The sequence below is a fragment of the Streptomyces sp. NPDC047000 genome (assembly GCF_040644295.1).
GTDB lineage: Bacteria > Actinomycetota > Actinomycetes > Streptomycetales > Streptomycetaceae > Streptomyces.
Genome location: NZ_JBEYWE010000019.1, coordinates 146,179 through 167,090, shown reverse-complemented (window position 1 = coordinate 167,090; position 20,912 = coordinate 146,179). Strand labels below are relative to the sequence as shown.

General features: G+C 68.0%; 21 protein-coding genes and 1 pseudogene. 8 read left to right on the top strand and 14 right to left on the bottom strand.

The genetic code is table 11. The features are described 5' to 3' along the window. The first annotated feature begins 603 nt into the window (after nt 1-603). A complete protein-coding gene (locus tag ABZ862_RS26705) occupies nt 604-1,893 on the top strand; it encodes a DNA cytosine methyltransferase (RefSeq protein WP_360962845.1) in 1,290 nt (429 codons plus the stop codon). Between the two features lie 90 nt (nt 1,894-1,983). Here the strand turns inward: ABZ862_RS26705 and ABZ862_RS26700 are convergent, their stop codons facing one another. Continuing rightward, nucleotides 1,984-2,397, bottom strand: a complete 414-nt coding sequence (locus ABZ862_RS26700; protein ID WP_360962842.1) for an ATP-binding protein — start codon at nt 2,395-2,397, stop codon at nt 1,984-1,986. A 190-nt stretch (nt 2,398-2,587) separates the two neighbouring features. Between ABZ862_RS26700 and ABZ862_RS26695 the strand changes: the two genes are divergently transcribed. Beyond that, nucleotides 2,588-3,850, top strand: a complete 1,263-nt coding sequence (locus tag ABZ862_RS26695; protein ID WP_360962839.1) for a helix-turn-helix domain-containing protein — start codon at nt 2,588-2,590, stop codon at nt 3,848-3,850. Nucleotides 3,851-3,919: 69 nt separating this feature from the next. On the opposite strand, the gene ABZ862_RS26690 is transcribed toward ABZ862_RS26695, so the two are convergent. Together ABZ862_RS26690 and ABZ862_RS26685 are read right to left on the bottom strand one after the other, a co-directional pair. Further along, nucleotides 3,920-4,939, bottom strand: a complete 1,020-nt coding sequence (locus ABZ862_RS26690) for an aldo/keto reductase (RefSeq protein ID WP_360962836.1) — start codon at nt 4,937-4,939, stop codon at nt 3,920-3,922. Between the two features lie 47 nt (nt 4,940-4,986). Continuing rightward, the gene (locus ABZ862_RS26685) at nt 4,987-5,880 is read right to left on the bottom strand and encodes a helix-turn-helix transcriptional regulator (RefSeq protein ID WP_360962833.1); all 894 of its coding nucleotides are present in this window, start codon (nt 5,878-5,880) and stop codon (nt 4,987-4,989) included. A 274-nt stretch (nt 5,881-6,154) separates the two neighbouring features. Between ABZ862_RS26685 and ABZ862_RS26680 the strand changes: the two genes are divergently transcribed. Beyond that, nucleotides 6,155-6,604, top strand: a complete 450-nt coding sequence (locus tag ABZ862_RS26680) for an aldo/keto reductase (RefSeq protein ID WP_360962830.1) — start codon at nt 6,155-6,157, stop codon at nt 6,602-6,604. Here ABZ862_RS26680 and ABZ862_RS26675 read toward each other — a convergent pair whose 3' ends face one another. The 6 genes and pseudogenes from ABZ862_RS26675 to ABZ862_RS26650 form a co-directional block, all read right to left on the bottom strand. After that, nucleotides 6,605-8,773, bottom strand: coding sequence for a tetratricopeptide repeat protein (locus tag ABZ862_RS26675; protein WP_360962827.1), 2,169 nt, complete (start codon nt 8,771-8,773; stop codon nt 6,605-6,607). Further along, the gene (locus tag ABZ862_RS26670) at nt 8,764-9,282 is read right to left on the bottom strand and encodes a DUF6879 family protein (protein ID WP_360962824.1); all 519 of its coding nucleotides are present in this window, start codon (nt 9,280-9,282) and stop codon (nt 8,764-8,766) included. Before ABZ862_RS26670 ends, ABZ862_RS26675 begins: the two co-directional genes overlap by 10 nt. Nucleotides 9,283-9,768: 486 nt before the next feature. Continuing rightward, nucleotides 9,769-10,200, bottom strand: coding sequence for a hypothetical protein (locus ABZ862_RS26665; RefSeq protein WP_360962821.1), 432 nt, complete (start codon nt 10,198-10,200; stop codon nt 9,769-9,771). A 268-nt stretch (nt 10,201-10,468) separates the two neighbouring features. Then, nucleotides 10,469-10,765, bottom strand: a pseudogene (locus ABZ862_RS26660) (IS630 family transposase); the annotation flags it as partial. A 16-nt stretch (nt 10,766-10,781) separates the two neighbouring features. Then, complete coding sequence (locus ABZ862_RS26655; protein ID WP_360962818.1) at nt 10,782-11,132, bottom strand: hypothetical protein; 351 nt, start codon at nt 11,130-11,132, stop codon at nt 10,782-10,784. Between the two features lie 49 nt (nt 11,133-11,181). Continuing rightward, a complete protein-coding gene (locus tag ABZ862_RS26650; protein WP_360962815.1) occupies nt 11,182-11,763 on the bottom strand; it encodes a TetR/AcrR family transcriptional regulator in 582 nt (193 codons plus the stop codon). A 111-nt stretch (nt 11,764-11,874) separates the two neighbouring features. On the opposite strand from ABZ862_RS26650, the gene ABZ862_RS26645 reads away from it, so the two are divergent. Further along, complete coding sequence (locus ABZ862_RS26645) at nt 11,875-12,264, top strand: DUF4267 domain-containing protein (RefSeq protein ID WP_360962812.1); 390 nt, start codon at nt 11,875-11,877, stop codon at nt 12,262-12,264. A 48-nt stretch (nt 12,265-12,312) separates the two neighbouring features. Here the strand turns inward: ABZ862_RS26645 and ABZ862_RS26640 are convergent, their stop codons facing one another. Next, nucleotides 12,313-12,729: a DUF1761 domain-containing protein gene (locus tag ABZ862_RS26640; RefSeq protein ID WP_360962809.1), complete on the bottom strand. Its 417-nt coding sequence runs from the start codon at nt 12,727-12,729 to the stop codon at nt 12,313-12,315. Between the two features lie 177 nt (nt 12,730-12,906). Here ABZ862_RS26640 and ABZ862_RS26635 point away from each other — a divergent pair, with 177 nt between their 5' ends. After that, a complete protein-coding gene (locus ABZ862_RS26635; RefSeq protein ID WP_360962806.1) occupies nt 12,907-14,430 on the top strand; it encodes an ATP-binding protein in 1,524 nt (507 codons plus the stop codon). Nucleotide 14,431: 1 nt separating this feature from the next. On the opposite strand, the gene ABZ862_RS26630 is transcribed toward ABZ862_RS26635, so the two are convergent. Then, the gene (locus ABZ862_RS26630; protein ID WP_360962803.1) at nt 14,432-15,352 is read right to left on the bottom strand and encodes an inositol monophosphatase family protein; all 921 of its coding nucleotides are present in this window, start codon (nt 15,350-15,352) and stop codon (nt 14,432-14,434) included. 122 nt (nt 15,353-15,474) lie between these two features. Continuing rightward, complete coding sequence (locus ABZ862_RS26625; RefSeq protein WP_360962877.1) at nt 15,475-15,891, bottom strand: Hsp20/alpha crystallin family protein; 417 nt, start codon at nt 15,889-15,891, stop codon at nt 15,475-15,477. A gap of 130 nt (nt 15,892-16,021) precedes the next feature. Here ABZ862_RS26625 and ABZ862_RS26620 point away from each other — a divergent pair, with 130 nt between their 5' ends. Next, complete coding sequence (locus ABZ862_RS26620) at nt 16,022-16,342, top strand: hypothetical protein (RefSeq protein ID WP_360962800.1); 321 nt, start codon at nt 16,022-16,024, stop codon at nt 16,340-16,342. 20 nt (nt 16,343-16,362) lie between these two features. On the opposite strand, the gene ABZ862_RS26615 is transcribed toward ABZ862_RS26620, so the two are convergent. Next, on the bottom strand, nt 16,363-17,307 hold the full coding sequence (locus ABZ862_RS26615; RefSeq protein ID WP_360962797.1) for a helix-turn-helix domain-containing protein: 945 nt from the start codon (nt 17,305-17,307) through the stop codon (nt 16,363-16,365). A gap of 96 nt (nt 17,308-17,403) precedes the next feature. Here ABZ862_RS26615 and ABZ862_RS26610 point away from each other — a divergent pair, with 96 nt between their 5' ends. After that, nucleotides 17,404-17,889 (top strand): hypothetical protein, encoded by a 486-nt coding sequence (locus ABZ862_RS26610; protein ID WP_360962794.1) that lies wholly within the window; start codon nt 17,404-17,406, stop codon nt 17,887-17,889. An 82-nt stretch (nt 17,890-17,971) separates the two neighbouring features. Here the strand turns inward: ABZ862_RS26610 and ABZ862_RS26605 are convergent, their stop codons facing one another. Beyond that, on the bottom strand, nt 17,972-19,234 hold the full coding sequence (locus tag ABZ862_RS26605; RefSeq protein ID WP_360962791.1) for a DUF445 domain-containing protein: 1,263 nt from the start codon (nt 19,232-19,234) through the stop codon (nt 17,972-17,974). Nucleotides 19,235-19,552: 318 nt separating this feature from the next. Here ABZ862_RS26605 and ABZ862_RS26600 point away from each other — a divergent pair, with 318 nt between their 5' ends. Further along, nucleotides 19,553-20,893 carry an SGNH/GDSL hydrolase family protein gene (locus ABZ862_RS26600; protein ID WP_360962788.1) on the top strand — a complete coding sequence of 447 codons (1,341 nt, stop codon included), beginning with the start codon at nt 19,553-19,555 and terminating at the stop codon, nt 20,891-20,893. Nucleotides 20,894-20,912 lie beyond the last annotated feature (19 nt).

The window sequence follows — 20,912 nt, the reverse complement described above, 5'->3', positions numbered from 1 at the left end:
GAACCCCAAGCCGTTCGTCTGGACGAAGACCGCCGACGACATCCTCGACACCCTCGCCGCATACTGCACACGAATTAACGACTCAGGACACTAGGTCGTCCTCCGCCAGTAGGCCAACCTCCCCTGCCAGGCGCCAGGCGGCGCGGAGGTTCGCAGTCCGGGTGGGGTGAACAACCTCACCGAGGGGATGACTATGCCTTCGTCCGGCGAGTGTCCACTGAAGCCTGGCATTGACACGTCCCGTTCTGCGGACCGGAGCCAGTACGACGGTGGCGGGCACTTTTTCACCGTCATCACCCGCGACGAACCGTTTGAAGGCTCCGCCAGCGGCCCTGTCCTGCTCGCGTATACGGTCGGCCCGCGTCATCTCGGCCCTGGGACGCCAAGCGCGGGCGGGTGGGTGCTCGACGGAGGTACGCCGCCCCTTCCCCGGGTCGTCGGCGGTTGCGCCGACCGTGAGTGTGCTGGCCACCCTTTGAGGTTAGTAGACGCGTACCAGGAAGGAGCCGTGTGGGTGGCCCAATTAGGGGCCGGCGTAGAACGCTGTCGGGCTGTAGGCTGAGGAGATTGCCCTCAAGCCGGCTGGCCGGCTACAGTGCGCCAATGAGCTACGTACACCCAGAAGTCGGCGTCTCCCGGGAGGCAGTCGGCGGCGACACTTGCCTCCCCCCGCTACGGACGATCGATCTCTTCGCGGGTTGCGGAGGGCTGACGCAGGGGTTCGTAGACGCCCGGCACGATGGTCGCGCCGTTTATCGTCCTGTCGCTGCGGTCGAACTAGACCGAGCCGCAGCGGCGACCTATTCCGTGAATTTCGGAAAGGACTTCGGGGCGCACATCCACCAAGGGGACATCGCCGAGTGGGTCGATCGCCCCGGGGCGATCCCGGAAGCCGACATCGTCTTGGGAGGGCCGCCGTGCCAGGGGTTCTCACGACTCGGCAACCAGGATCCGAATGACGAGCGGAATCAGCTCTGGCGCCACTATCTGAAAGTCGTCTCGACCGTCCGACCGATGGTGTTCGTTATGGAGAACGTCGATGCTTTCAGAAAGTCCCCGGAATTCCGACTCCTGCTTGATGAAACACGCGAGGGCCGCACCCTCTCCGATTATCTCATCTTCGATGATCTCCTCAACGCTGCTGATTACGGCGTGCCTCAGCGGCGCTTCCGCACCATCGCGATCGGGATCCGAAAGGATCTGATGGTGGAGTCGAAGCCGGGCTCGATTCATCGTATCGAGGAGCTGACGGACCTTGAATTGCAGGCCAGACTCATTCCTACTCCTTCAGGCGGCCCTCAGCGGACCGTATGGCAGACGATCGCAGACCTCGTGCTACGAAAGCTTTCCCCGGACCTCCCCTCGCGACGGAAGACTATAAACGGAAAGGAAATCTCAGGACCTTTCTCCATGGATGAGCTACATCTTAGCCGGAATGGAATAAAGCCGATTTCGATCGCGCGCTACCGGTCCATTCCCGAAGGGGGTAACCGGTTCGACATTCCTTTCGAGCTCCTCTCCAACTGCTGGAAGAAGCACAAGACCGGCTCCGCGGATGTCATGGGTCGCCTCCATCGCGACAGGCCGTCGGTCACTATCCGTACGGAATTCTTCAAGCCGGAGAAGGGCCGCTACCTTCACCCGTGGCTGCATCGTCCCATCACTCATTTGGAGGCGGCCCGGCTGCAGGGTTTCCCAAAGACCTTCACGTGGTGCGGGAGTAGAAGCGAGATCGCTCGACAGATCGGTAACGCCGTGCCCGTGGGACTGGGACACGCCATCGCCGAACACTTGGCCCCGCTACTGCTCGCTCAGAAGGAGCTGCAAGCCCCGCATTCCGCAAAGGTGTCCCACGTGCGCAAAGCGCCACGGAGGCTCCCTGCGGCCGCTTGACCGCAGGGAAGGGTACCTTCAAGGTGAACCGACTCGGGACAGTCCGAGATCTCTACCGAGCACGGGGCGGTTCATCCGGCTGGGGTGCCGTCACTGTCCGGAATCCGTGCACAGTTCCGCCCACGCCCGCTTCCCCCATCGCAGCAGGTCGACTCCCGACCGGTCGGCGAGGGCCTCCACGATGGCCAGACCCCGTCCGTCCGTGTCCATGTCGGAGGCCGAGCGGCGGGCGGGCAGCACGCGGGACGTGTCCACCACCGCCACCCTGACCCGGTCCGGCGCCGGAAGCGTGACGATGACCCGAACGTTGCGGCACTCGGTGTGCTGCACGCTGTTGGTCATCAGCTCCGAGACGATCAGGGCGCCGTCGTCCGCCAAGTAGTCCAAGCGCCAGACAGAGAACGCGGTTCGGACAAATCTGCGGGCTGCAGCAACGCCGGCGGCCTCGCACGGAAGGGTTTCCGTGTACCCGGGGTGGCCGGTGGGGCGGGCAGAAGTGGTCATGGTGCTTGGGGCCTTGTCGGTCGTGTGGGCTGGTCTGCGCCGCATCCCCTCGTGGGAAGTGGGCGTGTGACCAGTTCAACGGCCGCATGGGCATCACTCAAAGGGCCGAATCGAGGTGCGTTTTGCGGCGCGGGGCCGAATCGGGGGGCCAGGCTGAAATCCGGCATAGGAACGAGGCTTGGGGCAGCGCATGATTAGTCCGGACGGAGTCGGTCACCTGCTGCGTGGTCTCCGGGAGGCCGCCGGATACACCAGGGCCGAGCAGGCGGCTCTGCTGGAGCGGATCGGTGATCGGTTCGTCGATCCGGACAACATCAAGCGGTGGGAGACGGAGAAGCGGCTCCCGATCCCGGACTGGCACGAGTTGATTGCCTGTGGGTACGGGATTTCTGTGGACGAGGTCCGCAAGGCGGTGGCCGCCAGCCGTCGGCACCGCAGGCTCGCGTCGATGGCGACACTGTTGGAAGACGACCAGGAGGTTCTTCCCGTGGAGCGACGTGAATTCCTTGGTGTCTCAGCGCTGGCCGCCGGAGCTGTGATCGAGCCCTGGGGACGGCTCACCGCTGCCGTCACCGGTCCTCGGGTGGGCAGTGAGATGACGAGCCAACTGGTGGACACGACGGCCGACATGTTCGTCCGGGGACGCCATCTGCCTGCCCAGCTGCTTGCCGAGCGTCTGGCCGGTCATCTGGAGACACTGACCGCGCTGATCCCCAGGGCCGGTGCCCACCGTACGGCGTTGCTGGTGGCGGCCGGTGAGACTGCGGCGCTGGCGGGCTGGGCCGCGTACGACACGGGAAACGTGAAGACCGCTCTGCACTACTACAAGGCGGCCGCACTCGCGGGCCGTGAAGCCGGGCATCCTCCAGTCATGGCCCTGACGATGGGATACGCCTCGTACGCCACCGACGCGGGCAAGGCACGGGAGATGCTGGCCGCAGCCCAGTCCCATGTACGCGGGCCCGGGTACGCCACCGCACGCACCTGGCTCGCGGGCCGCGAGGCCGAGGAGGCCGCAGCCGTCGGCGACCGGGAGGGCGCGCTGCGTTCACTGGACCGGGCCAACACGGCCTACGACTACGCCGATCCGGATGCCGAGCAGGCGTGGGTCCGTTTCTGCCGACGTCCCAGGCTGGACTCCCTCATGGTCTCCACATACGCACGGCTGTGCCATCCCGACCTCGAACGGGCCGCGCAGGACTCCCTCGACCACCTCGGCGACGACACCTCAATGACAGCCGTCGCGGTGCTGTCGGACGCGGCGACCGGCTACGTGGTGTCCGGCGAGGTGGACCAAGGAGTGGAAGTGGGCAGGCGATTCGTCGAGGCCGCAACGGCCAATCCCACGACGATCGGACGGAAGCGGCTGGCCGCTCTCAGCGACCTGCTGCCGCTTCAGCACAGTGCGGCACGGGATCTCTCCGAGCACATCCGCGCTTCACTCGCCGCCTAGCTGAGCGATCAGCCAGATCAGCGCAGTCTGCAGGGCTCTGCGGATGGTGCCTCGGCCGGGGCCAGCGCGTCACCGCCGTCGCTGGTCCGTCCGGAGTTCGAAGTCGCCGTAGCTGTTGTCGGCCGGGTTGAGGGTGACGCCCGGGGTGACGATCTCGTCGATGCGGTCGAGGACGTCGGACGGGAGGGTGACGTCGACCGCGGGGAGGAACGCCTCCAGTTGGGTCATCGTGCGGGGGCCGATGATCGCCGAGGTGACGCCGGGGTGGTTGATGACGAAGGCCACGGCCAGTTCGATCAGGGTCAGGCCCGCCTTCTCCGCCAGCTGCGCGAGTTGTTCCGCGGCTTCCAGCTTGCGCTGGTTGGCGGCGGTGTCCATGTCGAAGCGGGCCCGGGGGCGGGCGGCGGAGGCCGGTGCGGCCGAGGTGTCCTTGCGGTAGCGGCCGGAGAGCCAGCCGCCGGCGAGGGGGCTGTAGGTGAGAGTGCCCATGCCGTGGCGGCGCGCGGTGGGGAGTACGTCCTCCTCGATGCCGCGGACCAGGATCGAGTACGGCGGCTGCTCGGTCACGTACCGCTCCAGGTGCCGTTCCCGGGAGGTCCACTGGGCCTCGACGATCTGCGAGCCCGAGTAGGAGGACGAGCCGATGTAGCGGACCTTGCCCTGGTGGACCAGGTCGGAGAGCGCGCCGAGGGTCTCGGCGACGTCCGTGTCGGGGCTGGGGCGGTGCACCTGGTAGAGGTCGATGTGGTCGGTGCCGAGGCGGCGCAGGGAGTTCTCGACCTCGCGGATGATCCAACGCCGTGAGCCGCCGCGCTGGTTGGGGTCGTCCTGGCTCATCGGCATGAAGAACTTGGTCGCCAGGAACACGTCCTCGCGGCGGCCCTTCAGCGCCTTGCCGACGATCTCCTCCGAGACTCCGGCGGAGTACACGTCGGCGGTGTCGACGAAGTTGATGCCCGCGTCGAGGGCACGGTGGATGATCCGCACCGAGTCGGCCTCGTCCTCGTTGCCCCAGGGGCCGAACATCATCGCTCCCAGGCAGAGCGGGCTGACCTGGACGCCGGTGCGGCCGAGCGGTCGGTACTGCATGAGGCTGTTCTCCTCGAAATCTTGGTACAGGGATACGTCGGTGGTCTTCAGCCGTTGCCGGAGGGGGCGGCGGCGGTGGTCGTCCAGCTGGCGAGGAGGGCGAGGGCCTCCTGTTCGCGGGAGTCCGGCTCGGGTGTGTAGAAGTTGAGGCGGAGGCCGGGGTCGGACGGCAGGTCCATCGCCTCGTAGGGCAGGGCGAGATCGCCGACCAGCGGGTGGTGGAGGTTCTTCACACCGGAGCGGTGGAACTTCACGTCATGGCGGGCCCACCGGCGGGCGAAGTCGTCGCTCTTGGTGGTGAGTTCGCCGATGAGGTCGGTCAGCGCCCTGTCGTGGGGTGCCCGGCCGGTCTCGGTGCGCAGGAAGGCGACCGAGTCGTCGGCGCCCTTCTCCCAGTCGGTCCAGAAGTCCTTGCCCGCGGGGTCGAGGAAGAGGAAGCGGGCGGTGTTGACCGGGCCGCGCCGGCCGAACAGCGGGGAGTCGTAGACCGGGGCGTACAGGGCGCGGCCCAGCTGGTTGGCGGCCAGGACGTCGAAGCGTGCGTTGCGTACGTACGCCGGTACGCCGGTCATCGCGTCGAGCAGCCGCAGGATCGTGGGCCGTACGCGGGAGGCGGTCACCGTGGGCCGTCTGCCCGAGGGGGTCGACGCGCGGGCCAGGTCGTAGAGGTGGGTGCGTTCGGCCTCGTCGAGTTGCAGGGCGTGGGCGAGGGCTTCGAGGACGGAGTCCGAGGCGCCGCTGAGGTTCCCGCGTTCGAGCCGGATGTAGTAGTCCACGCTCATTCCGGCGAGCAGCGCGACCTCCTCGCGGCGCAGGCCCGCGACGCGGCGGTTGCCGCCGTAGACCGGCAGGCCGGCCTGCCGCGGGGTGATCCGTGCGCGGCGGGTGCTGAGGAACTCGCGGACCTCTGCGGCCAGGTTCTGCTTCGGGGTGTCGGTCATGGTCGCATCAGATCCCGTCGGCTGCGTGGGGGGACGCGGTGTGCCTGCCTGGCGACGGGCAGGACGTGGTCGGTCGGCGGGGTGCGTACCGGAGGGGTGCGGGGAGTCCAGCGAGGTCAGGGAGTCCAGGCGGGTCCAGGGGTCCAAGGGCACCGGTGACTCCTTTCGAACGGCGTGAGGTCCGAGCCGGCCACTTCACCGTAGGCCCGCCGACGAAGGTCTGCGAGGTACTGCCATTACCTGGAAGAGCAGTGGCTCCCACCTGCGCGTCGGTTTGGGTTCTCCTGGAGACGGCCCGGGAAGGGGCGCCGGTCGGTCACGCATCGGGGAGATCACTTTCTACCCGGGCTGCGACGCGAACCGACGGAGCGTCCTCGATGAGCTGGCCGTCACGCATATCGCCGAGGCCCACGGCAAGAGCCCCACCCAGGTGCTGCTCCGGTGGGGGCTGCAGCAGGGCCGCTCGGTCATCCCGAAGTCCACCCGGCGCGAGCGGATCACGGAGAACCTCGACGTCTTCGGCTTCGGACTCACCGTCGGTGAACTCGCCGCCCTCGACGTGCTCGTGACGGGGCGGCGGGGCGGCCTCGAGCCCGACGCCGTCATGCTCACCGCCTACGGCCAGCGATCCCGTAGGCATGAACCACCGCGCACCGGCGGCGCGACACGGCCACAGTGCGGCGCGGGGGCTCCACAAGTCCGTCCGCACCGCTCTCGTACCTGATCAGTCCCCCGACATCTCGGCAACCCGCTGCCGAAGTTCATCGGACTGGGGATCGCCGATCGCCTCAAGCGCCTCAGCTGCTTCCAGCCAATGAGTGCTCGCAGCAGCAGTGTTGCTGTGCCTGTAGCTGATCTCTGCCATCTCTGTCAGAGCCATGGCTTCGCTCCGCCGATCGCCACTCTCCCTGAAGGTTGCCAAGGCCTGACGAAGCAACTCCAGTGCTTGATCATCCAGGCTTGCCGCAGTGAGGATCGACGCCTGTGTGAGCCGACCCCAGGCGAGCGTCCAGGGATCTTCAATTGTCTCGAAGACACGGAGGGCGCGAGCACCGCACTCCATCGCCGCTGCCTCGTCGTTCAATGCCTGGTGGCTCTTCGCCAGGGACAGCAGGGACATGCCTGCGCCACGGCGGTGATCCACCTCTTGGAAGATATTCAGAGCTTCCGTGAAGTAGGTGAGGGCGGTTTCCGCGTCGCCACCCTCAGCCCGCAGGAGCCCCATCCCTCGGCGGGCGAAGCCCTCGATCCACGGGATCTTCAGACTGTTGCCGATGAGAGCCGCGCTCTCGTACTGGGCAAAAGCGTCGTCGAGCCGACCGATCCGCCAGGAGGCATCTCCGAGGACCAGCAGGCTCGCTGCTTCACCGAGTTCATCTCCCAGAGTCCGGGCAGCCAGCAGTCCGGCTCTGACGCTTGATTCCCAATCAGCCCAGTACGATCGTAATTCGAGTGGCCCGCTGATCACGAGGGCGAGCTTCCAGACGATATCCAGCTGAGCAAGTTCGTTTGCTGTCTCCAGAGCGGTGAGAAGGTTGAGGCGCTCGCACTCAAACCAGTCCCACGCTTCGGCACGACCGCCGAAGTCATCCGGCTCGTCAATGCCTCGCGCTGGGACCAGGGGAACTTCAGCGGAGTGAGGAAGGACCACTTGGCGGCATCGGTCAGCCGTCAGTAGGTACCACGTGAGCATCCGCCTCACAGCGTCGGTACGGTCTTTCAGACTGTCTTCGGCAGATGACAGTTCAACCGCGTAAGAGTGCAGTAGATCATGGAGCTTGAATCTGTTTGCATGAACCTCTTGGATTAGGCTGACGCTTGACAGCGAGAGAAGTAACTTCTTCGCCTCACGCACCGACACGCCGAGAAGGGATGCTGCCGCGCCTACCCCGAATTCGGCGCCCGCATGCAAGCCCAACTTCCTGAAAGCTCCCTGTTGTGTTACATCGAGCGCGCGATAGGACCAGGAGAAAACCGCTCGTGTGTCACTGAGCTCGTCTTCCGCCGATTGCAGCGCGTCGAGCCTCTCCAGCTCACCTTCGAGTTCATCCACCAGGTCCCTCAGTGACACATGGGTCCTCCGAGCGGCACGCTCACCGACAACCCTGAGCGCAATCGGAAGATAACCGCACAGCTCGGCCAAGCGCGCTGCGGCCGGCTTCTCTCTTTGTACGGCTACTGGATCGACGAACTGGGCGAGCAGATCCACTGATTCCTGCGGGTTCAAGACATCTAAAGTCAATCGGGACGCTCCATCTCGCGCTACGAGGCCGGGGAGAGCGCTCCTGCTGGTCACTACGGTGAAGCAGTTCTGGGCGGCAGGAAGCAGAGGGCGGACCTGGGCCGATGTCGACACGTTGTCGATGACCAGCAGCATTGTTCTGCCGGACAATAACGACCGGAACAAGGATGAACGCTCTTCCAGGGTTTCCGGAATTCTGTCCGCCGGAATATTGAGAGAACGCAGAAAACTATCAAGAGCCTGGAAAGCGTTGACAACTTCTCCGGCGCCATACCCTTGCATGTCGACATACAGGTCACCATCGGGAAAATTATCGCGCCTTATATACGACCAGTGCAGCGCAAAAGCCGTTTTCCCGATACCAGGAGGACCGATAACGGTTGCGATTCGGGCCTCCCTGCTCTCCGTCTCAGAACTGGGCGACGTCAGCATGGTGCTGAGTACGGCCATACTGCTGCGACGATTGACGAATCGACTCGGCCGCAGCGGAAGCTGCCGCGGAGGTGGAAAGGAATGGTCCGCCGGGACCAAGTGGATTCCGCCATGCACCACCCCTGCTTGCACAACGTTCTCAGCTCGGCCGCCGGAGAACTCATTTTCCACGGGAATTACCTCAGCCATCGAGATGTCCTTTTCCACTTCTACACCCACGCAGGCTGATAGTCGTCGTGGTCCACCGCTCGCTCCCACACCGCGTCAAAGGCAGCCAGGCAGAGCCTTACCACGGATGGGTTTTCCGAAATCTGCTGACCAAGATAGGTGCCGTCACCAGCGAATAAGCCGAAACGCACCAACTTCTCGTCGAACACCCAGAAGTCATTTCCTGGTAAGGCGAGGTCCGAGGCCCTGCTCCGGCCCAGCCAGCGCACTTCTTCGCCCGCTGGAAGGTTAAGAGCAGGTGTTGTCTCGAACTCATGGCGAATGAAGTCGGTGATCGGCTCGGAGACGATGCGGGCACGGCGGACGCGTACTCCTCGCGCAACCGTCCTCACCATGAGGTCGTACCAGTCCCGAAACCTCTCCACGGGGTCATAATTGACGCCCGATTTCCAATCGAGATAGGTAGGATCCTCAGGGGTGTACATGTCTCGCATTTCAAGATGTACAGCCGAACTTACGCACCGACCGAACAGTTCATCGATGGTCGGCCGCTCCGTCATCACATGCCTCCTGAAGGATTGCACGCATGCGCGCCGGCAGTCGCACGATCTTCTCGTGCGCCGCGATCGGGCTCCGTGCCGCCACCTCGCTCAGGATAGCGGTCTCTGTTACCTCCCAACCCTGGATCAGAAGGTCGCCCGTCCCTTCGTCCACCCACACGGAAGGGCAGTTCGCACCATTCGTCTCCGGGTCGATCCCGACGAAACGTAACGCCACTGCTTCCACACTCCTTCAGCCAAGGAAGGTCTTACAGAAAGCGTGGTCTTGGAGCGATCGCCCGTCAAGGCGACATCGGGTCAGGATAAGGCCACAAAGACTAATATCGCAGAGGAGTTCGACAGCAATACACCTGGGGAGACTGAGGCACGTGCGTGATGCAGTTACTTGCGTTTCAGTTACGACTCGCACAGGAGTCCGCCAGGTTAGAATCAGGATGTAAATCTTGGCCGAATCAAACCTGAATGGACATGCCGATCACCGCAGACTCACGCGTTATCAGCCCGCGAGGGTGCACTTGCGCCGAAGGTGATGGGACCGCTGATGTCCCTTGCCTGCAGCACAGTGCCCTGTGTGCCACCACTGACAACGTTGCTCACATCACCAGTTCGGATGTGGACGGTCTGTACCTGCGTGGCCCACGAGGCGAGAGCATCGTTGAACTCACTATCGATGGCAGCGCGTCGTTGCAGCGCGCCGAGCAGTGTCTGTGCTGCCGAGGGGTCCGGGCTAGCCTGCAGCGCCAGAAGCGCCCGCACCAACGGTTCAGCTTCGTTCTCGTCAGGATTCGCCGGGGTGGTTGTGCCTCGTCGAAAGGGACGGCGCACGAGAGCACTGAGCCGTTGCCATGCCTCGGTCCCTGCAGCGCCTCCAAGACCGCCGGCCAGTGCCATCAGCGTCGCTACCGACAATGGTTCCATGCTGCTCCCGACGTCTCGTAGTCGTATGCGTAGTGAAACGCTAACCTGCAGTGACGTTGGTTGGTAAGGAGGCCTGCCTCACTTCACCGAGCTGGGTCGTCCGAGGACAGGGGGCGTGGAAGCCTGCGAGGCCGACTACGCCGTATACGCCGCCTGCTTCAGAAGGGGCCGCCGTCGGCCCATCGGTGCTCGCGGAACCAGCGCAGCACCGTTGCGCTTGATGAGAGGACCAGGAGAAGCCCGGACCAACCATGGTCCTGAGCTGAAACAGCTCGACACGGTTCTTCCGCGCCCAGCGCCGGATCATCTCGCCCTTGTGAGCGGACAGGTTGTCCAGGATGACGTAGATCGGGGCGCCGTCCGGCCGGACCACGCGGATCGATCTCAACGCAGCCAGGGTGTTCGCGACTCCCTTCTTGCGACGGTTGACGCCCCAGAGCTTGTCGTCGCCGATCGAGTAGCAGCCGTGGAAGGAGCGGACGCCGTAGGTGCGGTGGTAGGTCGCTGGGTGCCGCTCGGGCCGACCCTGCTCGGCCCGGCACAACCCGCCGGTGGGCCGGTCACCACACATCCAGCCGCAGTTACCGCGAGCCGGGCGAGCCTTCCTCATCGGAGGACCACTTCTCGCGCAGAGTCTCGATTTCGGTGGCCAGCACAGCCAGGTCGCGCACGTGGGTGTAATACCTCGTCGCGTACTCGTCGTCGATCGCCGGGAGGACCCTTTCGAAGACCGCCGTCAGCAGGATCAAGCCTCTCCCGCGCTGTTCGTCGAGCGGGCCATGGAGAACACCCTGGGCGTAGCCGTAGGCATCTGCATCAAGCATCACCATGTCCTGGTCCTCGACGTCCAGGCCGCGGAAGCCTGCCGGGAACGGCATGGCCATGTGCTCGGCCATCATCCGCGAGAGCGCGTCGAGCTTCTCTTCGAACATGCACAAGATCCTGCCGGATCACACCCGGCGAACCCATGCGATCACGACACTAGGCGCCGAGGGCGATGCCTTCGATGAGCAGTTCCAGTCGTGTCTCCTCGCCGCGTGCCGGGACGCGGCCGGTCGCCGACAGGGCCGAGATGCCGTGCAGGGCTGCCCACAGGAGTTCGGCGCGCGCCTCGCGTTCAGCGGTCTCCTCGGGCAGCGCCTCCACGAAGGCGTCGAAGGCCGACCGCAGCGCCGCGGGCGTCTCCTCGCTGGCGAACTTCAGCGGCGTGGGCATGACGAACATCGCCTGGTAGAGGGCCGGGTGGTCGACGGCGAAGCGCAGATAGGCCCGGCACAGGGCCCGCAGGCCGGTCACCGGTTCACGGCCCCCGGCGGCCTGCCGCGCATGGCGCAGCGACTCGGCCAGTTCGGCGAAGCCTTCCTCGGCGACGGCCGCGACGATGGCGTCCTTGCCCTTGAAGTGGCTGTAGAGCACGGGCTGGCTGTACTCCACGCGCTCGGCCAGACGGCGGGTGGTGACCGCCTCCCAGCCCTCGGCCTCGGCCAACTCGCGGGCCACCGCGAGGATCAGGTCGTGGCGCTGGGCGCGCTCCCGCTCACGGCGATTCCGGGTGACTGACATGAAAAAATTCTAGCACCGCTAGACATCAGGCCGACGCTACTTCTAGCATCGCTAGAAGAATGAGCGGCGCTCGGCAATGTGTCGGTGCCGCAGGCAGAGGAGAGGACCGTCATGCCTACCGCCGTCACCACCACCGCCACCGCCGTCACCTGGGCGATCGCCGTCGGGATCATCTTCATCGGCGCCCGCTTCCTGTGGGCCCCGCAGCAGGCCGCGGCAGGTTTCGGGCTCCCCGGCACCGGCACGACCGACCGCGGCTCGCGCGCATGGCTGTCCGTCAAGGGCGTCCGCGACATCTGCTCCGGGCTCTTCCTGCTGATCGTGCTGCTCGGCGCCGGAAGCCACCTGCGCGGCTGGATGATGCTGGCCGGCTCGCTGACGGCGCTCGGCGACGCGCTCATCACCAAGTTCAGCGGCGGACCCGCCACGGCGTACTACGGCATCCACGGCGGCACCGCCGCGCTCATGGCCGCCGCCGGTGCCGTACTAGTGCTGTCCTGACCGCGGCCACCGAGGCCGGCGCGGCGGCGGTACCCGCCGCCGTTCGCGCTAGCGCATCGCGACCAGTACGACGCTGGTCAGTACGCTCGTGGCCACGAAGTACGGGGCGTTCAGGGCGCCGTAGTACAGCGGGCGGGGGAAGTTGGGGTTGATGGCTATCTGGAACGTCATCGCCGTCAGGTAGCCGACTCCGACTATCAGTCCGAAGGCGATGGCGTCGCCCGTGCTCGTGATGTCCAGTGCCTCTATCAGGACCGCGCTCGTCAGCGCCGTGACCAGGATGCACAGCAGCGGGCCCAGCATCGTGACCGGGGTCTGCGCGGGGGCCGGTGCGCCTTCCCGGCCGAGGGCCACGGCGTAGGGCTTCGTGATCACCACGGCGAACCACACTCCTGCGATCACGAACGACGCGACCACTGCGATCGCCAGGGCCAGCCAGTTGATGTCGGCGAGGACGGAGAACACGCGCGGCTCCTTACGGACGGGCAGCCCCTGTGGCCGCCGGTGGAAGGAGTCTCCGGGTTGTATAGGACTGATCCTGTCCGCTATTGAAAGGAGCTCTGCCGGGTGTGGTTCGGGTGCCCATCAGGCTTCCTGCCTTCTTCCGGCACCTCGTACGTCCTGGAGACCCTGGAGCCCCTCATGGCCGATGTGCTGTCCCGACCTCCTGGTGTCGTCGGCCGCGAGCGCGAGTGGCGATTGCTCGCGGACTTCGTCCGTGACCCGGCTCCGGCCCTGCGGCTCGGTGTGGTGTCCGGGCGGCGGCGGCACGGGAAGTCGTATCTGCTGCGGGCCCTCACCGAGGCCGTCGGCGGGCTGTACGTCACCGTCGTCCGGGAGGAGGGGCGGCTTGCCGCGCTTCAGCGGTTCTCCGACGCGATCGCCGCCCACGCCGGGCTGCGACCGGGGGTGTTGCGGCTCACCAACTGGTACCAGGTGCTGAACAACGCGCTCGATGTCGTGGCTCGCCGGGCCGTGACACCGCTTCTCGTCATCGACGAACTGCCTCACCTGCTCCAACATTCCCCCGAAGTGCCTGGTGTCCTCCAGCAGATCTACGACGAGCGGCAGCGCGGCAGCACCGGCAACGGGGGCCGGGTCATCCTCTGCGGGTCAGCCATGGGAGTCATGCACCAACTGCTCTCCGGTGCCGCACCACTTCGCGGGCGGGCCGTCGTCGATCTGCGGCTCGCGCCCTTCGACTACCGCGCCAGCCGTACGTTCTGGGAGATCGAGGACCCCTGCACCGCGCTGCGCGTTCATGCGGTCCTCGGGGGCGCGCCCGGGTACCGGTCCATCGCCTCCCGGCCCGCGCCCGGTGGCGACGGCTTCTCCCGGTGGATCACCGGTACCGTGCTCGACCCCGGGCGCACCGTCCACTCACGTATCGAGACCGGATCTCTGCTGCGTGAGGACCCGCGGATCGTTCAGCACACCCTCTACTACGACATCCTCACCGCCATCGCCCAGGGCGCCTCCACCCCGACCAAGATCGGCTCCGCCCTCGCCCGGCAGCGCAACGCCGTCAGTCATCCGCTCGATGTGCTGGAGTCCACGGGGTATGTGCGGCGGGAGCAGGATGTTCTCCGGGCCCGTCATCCCGTGATCACGCTCACCGATCCCGTCATCCGTTTCAATCAGCTCATCACCCTTCCGCAGGCCGACACCATCGAGCAGGGGTTCGCCGAGCAGGCATGGCGTGCCTCCGCGCCCACTTTCAGCTCCAAGATCCTCGGGCCTCATTTCGAGGAGCTGGCCAGGATCTGGGCTCTCCGGTACGCGCATGCCGTACTGCCCGACGGGCTCCCGGGGCCCGTCGGTACCACCGAAGTCCCGGATCCCGCCGCCCGGACCAAGCACGAGGTCGACGTCCTCGCCCTCGCCCTCGGTGAGCGGCCGCAGGCTCCGCGGGCGCGGATCGCTCTGCTCGGGGAGGCCAAGGCGACCCTCGCCCGCCGGGGGACGGGGGACCTCGAACGGCTGGAGCACATCCGCGAGTTGCTCGGCGCGCAGGGTTACGGGACTTCCGGCACCGTCCTCGTCCTGTTCTCGCTGCACGGGTTCTACCCGGACGTCGTGCGGCTCGCCGCGCGGCGACGGGATCTGCTGTTGGTCGATCTTCCCGCTCTCTACGGCGTCGGGCCCGTGCTCGGGCTCGGCGGCTGAGCTACAGGCCGGCCTGCCGCCACAACTCCCCCATCTCGTCCGCCACTCCTGGTGCCGCCAGGAGGAACGGGGCGTCGTAGCGGGGGAACCGGGGTGTGGCCACCGCTCCCGCTTCCAGCGCGATCAGGTACGCCGGGAGGCCGTCGACCGCGTGGAACTCGCCGATCGCCGCCGCTGTGGCCCGGCCCGCCGCCACCTGGGTGAGGGAGAGGGCTGTGGAGCCCATCACCCGGGTGGTGCAGTGGCGGGCCGCGAGGCGGGTCATCAACTGGTCCAGGCCGGGCCAGTGGGCGTGGGCCGCCCATTCGGTGAGGAAGACGTGGCCGGTGAGGGTGGTGTGGTCCGCGGCGTGGATGGGGGTGCCGTTCAGGTGGGCGCCGCCGCCCCGGGTGGCCGTGAAGGTCTCGTGGCGCCAGGGGTCCGCCACCAGGCCGAGGAGCGGGGTGCCGTCCGCCGCCACCAGGCCCAGGGAGAAGGAGCACCAGCCGATTCCGTGCGCGTAGTTCGTCGTGCCGTCCACCGGGTCGATCACCCAGTGCGGGGCGTCCGGGGTGGCCGGGGCCTTCGTTCCGTACTCCTCGCCCTCGATGCCGTGGGTCGGGAAGGCGGTGGCGAGGGCGGCTCGGACGTGGGACTCGACCGCCTCGTCCGTCTCCGTGACGATGTCCGCCGGGCTCGCCTTCTCGCGTACCGTCCCCTGGCTCTGCCGGCTCCGGGGGAGGCGGATGCGGGCCGTCGCCCACTCCGCCAACTCCTCGGCCACCGCGAGGGCTCGGGCCAGGTCCGGGTCGGCGGGGAGCGGGTCTCCGGCTCCCGCTGCGGCTGCGGCTGCGGCTGCGGCTGCGGCTGCGGCTGCGGCTGCGGCTGCGGCTGCGGCTGCGGCTGCGGCTGCGGGGCGGTGTTCGGGGGGTCCGTCGGGCATGCTTCCCGTCCTCGTACTCGTCCTCGTCCTCTTCTTGCGTGGCGGGGCAAGCATGGCGCGTCCCGCGGACCGCTGTATGGACACGGTCCGCGGGACGTCTGTCGCGGGGGTTTCGGAACGGGTCAGCTGATCTGCCTGCGGTCGGTGCCGCCGGTGATCTGGATCTTGCGGGGCTTGGCCTGCTCGGCCACCGGGATGCGCAGCGTCAGGACGCCCGCCTCGTACGACGCGTCGATGCGCTCCGTGTCGAGCGTGTCGCCGAGGAAGAGCTGCCGGCTGAAGACGCCCGTCGGGCGCTCCGCCACGATCATCTCCGCGTCCTTCGGGGCGGGGTTGCGGCGCTCGGCGTGGACGTTCAGGACGTTGCGCTCGACGTCCAGGTCGATCGTCTCCGGGTCGATGCCGGGGAGGTCGAAATGGACGATGAAGTCGTCGCCTGCGCGGTAGGCGTCCATCATCATCGCGGCCGGGCGTGCGGCGCCCATCACCTGCTGCGCGAGCCGGTCGAACTCACGGAACGGGTCGGTGCGCATGAGCATCACGGGTCACTTCCTTTCACGTCATCTGCAGTGCGATGCCCTACGACTTCTTGTATAGCTCTGGAGAGGAAAATTGACAAGCTACGACTCAACTTCAGCGGGCGGGGCAGGTGGGAGTTAGCCTCCTGGCATGGTCAAGAAGGTTGCGGTGCCCAGTTCCCTGATCGCCGCCGGTGGGCTCGTCGGCGGGTACGGCGTCGCCCGGTGGAGCGGGCAGCGGGCCCTCGGCGGGGTCGTGCTGGCCGGTGCGGGGATCGTCGCCGGGCGGCAGTGGCGGGCGCGCGGGGGTGATCTCGCCGCCGGTGTGCTGTCCGCCGCGTATCTGGGGGCCTTCGCCGGGTCGCATCCGCTCGCCAGGAGGGTCGGCGCCTGGCCGTCCGTGTTCGGCGTCGCCGCCGGGGTCGGTCTGGCCTCCTGGGCCCTCGTCGACCGGCGGCAGCGGCAGGGGTGACGGCGGTCCCGGCCTGGCGGTCAGCGGGGCCGGAACGACTTGCGGTAGAGGTGCGGGCTCGTGCCCACCACCCTGCGGAAGCGTTCCCTGAACGCCGTCGGGGAGCCGAAGCCCGCCTGGGCCGCTATCCGTTCCACCGGGTACGTCGTCGTCTCCAGCAGGTGCTGCGCCCTGCGCACCCTCGCCCGGTGCAGCCACTGGAGCGGTGTCGTGCCGGTCTGTTCGCGGAAGCGGCGGTTCAGGGTGCGGGCGCTCATGCCCGCCCGGGCCGCGATCTCGTCGAGGGTCAGGTCACGGTCGCAGTGTGCGCCCAGCCAGTCGAGGAGGGGCTCCAGCGTCGCGCCCGCGGGGGCCGGGGGCAGCGGGTGCTCGATGAACTGGGCCTGGCCGCCCTCCCGTTCCAGCGGCATCACCGACAGGCGGGCGGTGTGCGCGGCGACCTCCGAGCCGTAGTCCTTGCGGATCATGTGCAGGCACATGTCCAGCCCCGCCGCGGCGCCCGCCGAGGTCAGCACGCTGCCGTTGTCGACGTAGAGGACGTTCGGGTCGACCGTGACGCGGGGGTGGCGGGCCGCGAGGGCTTCGGCCGCCACCCAGTGGGTCGTCGCGCGCATGCCGTCCAGCAGGCCCGTCGCCGCGAGGACGAACGCTCCCACGCAGATCGACGCGATGCGGGTCCCGTTCGCCGCCGCCTCGCGGAGCGCGTCCGCCACACCCGGCGGGAGCGGGGCCGCCGGGTCCTCCGTGCCGGGTACGACGATCGTGTCCGCCGCCGGCAGTTCCGCCAGGCCGTACGGGGCACGCAGCGTGAAGGCGCCCGCGCTCAGCTCCGGGTGCGGGGCGCAGACCCTGATGTCGTACGCCTTGCCGCCGTCCGGCAGGCGGGTGCGGCCGAAGGTGTCCACAGGGACGGACAGATCGAAGGGGACGACCTTGTCCAGTGCCAGTACCGCCACGGTGTGCATGGGCAGAAGCTAGCCCCAGCGGCGTGGCGGGAATCCGTCGGGGGGTGGCAGTTCCGCCACTTCTGCACGGTCCGCCCGGCGCCTACGGTCACCTCCGTGACCAAGTTCCTCCTCGCCGTCCATGTCCTGGCCGCCATCGTCGCCGTCGGGCCCGTCACCGTCGCCGCCAGCATGTTTCCGCCCGCCGCCCGGCGGGCCCTCGCCGCGCCCGGCGATCCCGGGGCCGCGCACTCCGTACGACTGCTGCACCAGATATGCAAGGTCTACGCCGTCGTCGGCGTCGTCGTCCCCGTGTTCGGGTTCGGGACCGCCGGCAGCATGGGGGTGCTCGGGGATGCCTGGCTGATCGCGTCGATCGTGCTCACGGCGCTTGCCGCTGTGGTGCTGGCCGTGTTCGTCCTGCCCCGGCAGGGGGCGTTCGTGGAAGCGGACGGCGGTGGCGGGAGCGGCGGGAGTGGTGGAGGTGGCGGGACCCGGGAGGACACCGTCCGCCTCGCCATGCTCACCGGGGTGTTCAACCTGCTGTGGGCCTCGGTGACCGTGCTGATGATCGTACGGCCGGGGTCGACCACCGGCGCCTGAGGTCGGGTCGGGCGCCCGGCTGCCCGACTGTCTGCGGGGCGGCGGGGTGGCGGGGGAAGTCGCCCGCGGCTGCGCGGCGGGGCTATACGCCCACCGCTCGGGACACCGTGAAGATCAGGAGGCCGGCCAGGGAGCCGACCACCGTGCCGTTGATCCTGATGAACTGGAGGTCACGGCCGATGTGGGCCTCGATCTTGCGGGTGGTGTGGTCCGCGTCCCAGCTCGCGACCGTGTCGGTGATCAGGGAGGTGATCTCGGTGCGGTAGGTCGTGACCACGTACTCCGCCGCGCTCTCCAGCCAGCCGTCCACCTTGGTCCGGATCTTGGGGTCCGTCTTCATCCTGGCGCCGAGGGAGAGCAGGGAGGCCCGCACACGGAGGCGCAGTTCGCTGCGTTCGTCCTCCGCCGCCGCGACGATCATGGAGCGGATCGCCGTCCATGCCGAGGTGATCAGGTCCTGGACCTCGGAGCGGCCCAGGATCTCGGTCTTCAGGCGTTCGATCCTGGCCCTGGTGTCCGTGTCGGACTGGAGGTCGGAGGCGAAGTCGGTGAGGAAGCGGTCCAGGGCGGCTCTGGCCGGGTGGGACGGCATGTCGCGCATCTCGGTCACGAAGCGGAGCAGCTCCTTGTAGACGCGCTCCCCCACCTTCCGGTCCACGAAGCGCGGGGTCCAGCCGGGGGCGCCGCCCTGCACCGCGTCCATGACCTGGGCGTCGTGCCTGATCAGCCAGTCGTGGGCCCGCGTGACCACCAGGTCCACGGCGCGTCGGTGGCCGCCGTCGGCGACGATCCTCTCCAGCATCTTGCCTATCCCCGGCGCGATCTCCTGGGTGTCGGCCCTGCGGGTGATCGCCTCCGCGACGACCGCCTGGACGTCGGAGTCCCGCATGACCGTGAGCGCGCCGCGGGTCGCCGCCGCCAGTTCCGCCGTGACCCGGTCCGCGTGGTCCGGCTCCGCCAGCCAGGCGCCGAGTCTGCCGCCGATGCCCACGGCGCGCAGCCGCTGCCGTACGACGTCGGCGGAGAGGAAGTTCTCGCCCACGAACTCGCCCAGCGAGACGCCGAGCTGGTCCTTCTTCGTGGGGATGATCGCGGTGTGCGGGATCGGCAGGCCCAGGGGGTGACGGAACAGGGCCGTCACCGCGAACCAGTCGGCCAGCGCGCCGACCATGCCCGCCTCGGCCGCCGCCGCGACGTAGTCCGCCCAGGCTCCGGCCCCCGCGTCCCCCGCCCACTTCGCGACGACGTACACCACGGCGACGAAGAGGAGGAGGCCGGTGGCCGTCAGTTTCATGCGCACCACCCCGCGTCGGCGTTCCTCGTCGGCGGGGGTGAAGGCGGTCATCGTGCGGTGTGTGGGGGCAGCCGTGGCGGGCGGGGGACCGGCCTTCGCACTCGGTTCCGTCCCGGGCCCCGCCTGGGTCTGGGTCTCTGTGTCTGCCATCCGCTCCACCCGTTCCGCTCCCCGTGGTCCCTTGTCGCTCTTGTTCTCGTGTTCCCGTGATCCCTCACACAATTGTCCCTTCCTGTCCGACTCCCGGAACGGAACAGGAGTTCCCGGCGTCTCTCTGACGGGTGACACGGCGGGGGCCTGCACCCCCAGACGGATCATGAGATCATCAGACGGGAGCCATGCGCTTCCGTCGCCCGAGGAGAACACCGCATGACCAGGCCTCATGGCTATGCCATGCTCAGTGCGCTCACCGCGCTCACGGTGGCGATATCAGCCGCCATATACGTCGGTGCAGCCGCCGACAACGGCACCGCGCACCGCGGTACCGCGCCCGACGCCCGCGCCCCGCACAGCACCGCCGCCCCCGCCTCCGTCGGCACCTGGGTGGGCGCCTGGGCCGCCTCCCCGGTCGGGGCCGAACCCGGCACCGAGACCGGCGCCCTCGCGAACCGCTCCCTGCGCAACGTCGTCCACGCGACCGCCTCCGGCACCAGCGCCCGGATCACGCTGTCCAACCTCTACGGCCAGTCCCCGCTCACCGTCACCCACGCCACCCTCGCCGTCGCCACCGACCGCACGGGCGACGGCGCGGCAGCCGTCAGCGGGAGCATGCGGAGGATCACCTTCGGCGGCAGTGCCTCCGTCGTCGTACGGCCGGGCGGCCAGGTGCTGAGCGACGCCGTCCGCGTCGACGTCACCGACGGCGCGGACCTCCTCGTCACCACCTACTCCCCCACCCCCTCCGGCCCCGTCACCTACCATCCCCACGCCCGCCAGGTCTCCTACTCCGCCCGGGGCGACCGCGCCGAGGACGTGACCGGCGCCCCGTACACCGAAGAGGTCGTGTACTGGCGGTATCTGACGGCGGTGGACGTGCTCAGCGGCGACTCCGACGGCACCGTCGTCGCCCTCGGCGACTCCCTCACCGACGGCATCACCTCCACCGAGAACGCCAACCACCGCTGGACCGACCGCCTCGCCGCCCGGCTCCGCAAGGCGGTCGCCTCCGGCGAGAAACTCCCCCGCTACTCCGTCGTCAACGAGGGCATCAGCGGGAACCAGGTCTTCGGCAGCGGCCTGGGGCGGCCCGCCGACAACCAGAGCGCCCTCCTGCGCTTCGGACGCGACGCGCTCTCCCGCACCAACGTCAAGGTCGTCGTCATCGACCTCGGCATCAACGACATCCTCAGCAGCCCGCGGCGCCCCGACCCGCAGCACGTCACGGCGGGACTGCGCACCCTGGTCCGCCAGGCCCACGCCCACGGCCTCAAGGTCATCGGCGCGACCCTGATGCCCTGCAAGGGCCACCTACGCTGCACCACCGCCCGCGACACCGTACGGCAGCAGGTCAACGCCAAGATCCGGGCGGGCCGGGTCTTCGACGCGTACGTCGACTTCGACAAGGCGCTCCGCGACCCGTACGACCCGCGCCAACTGCTGCCCGACTACGACTCCGGCGACCACCTCCACCCCAGCGACCTCGGGTACGCCAGGATGGCGGCCGTCTTCGACCTGCGGGAGCTGAAGGGCGCCGGGCAGACCGAGCTGTAGGGCCCGGCCCGGCGCGTAC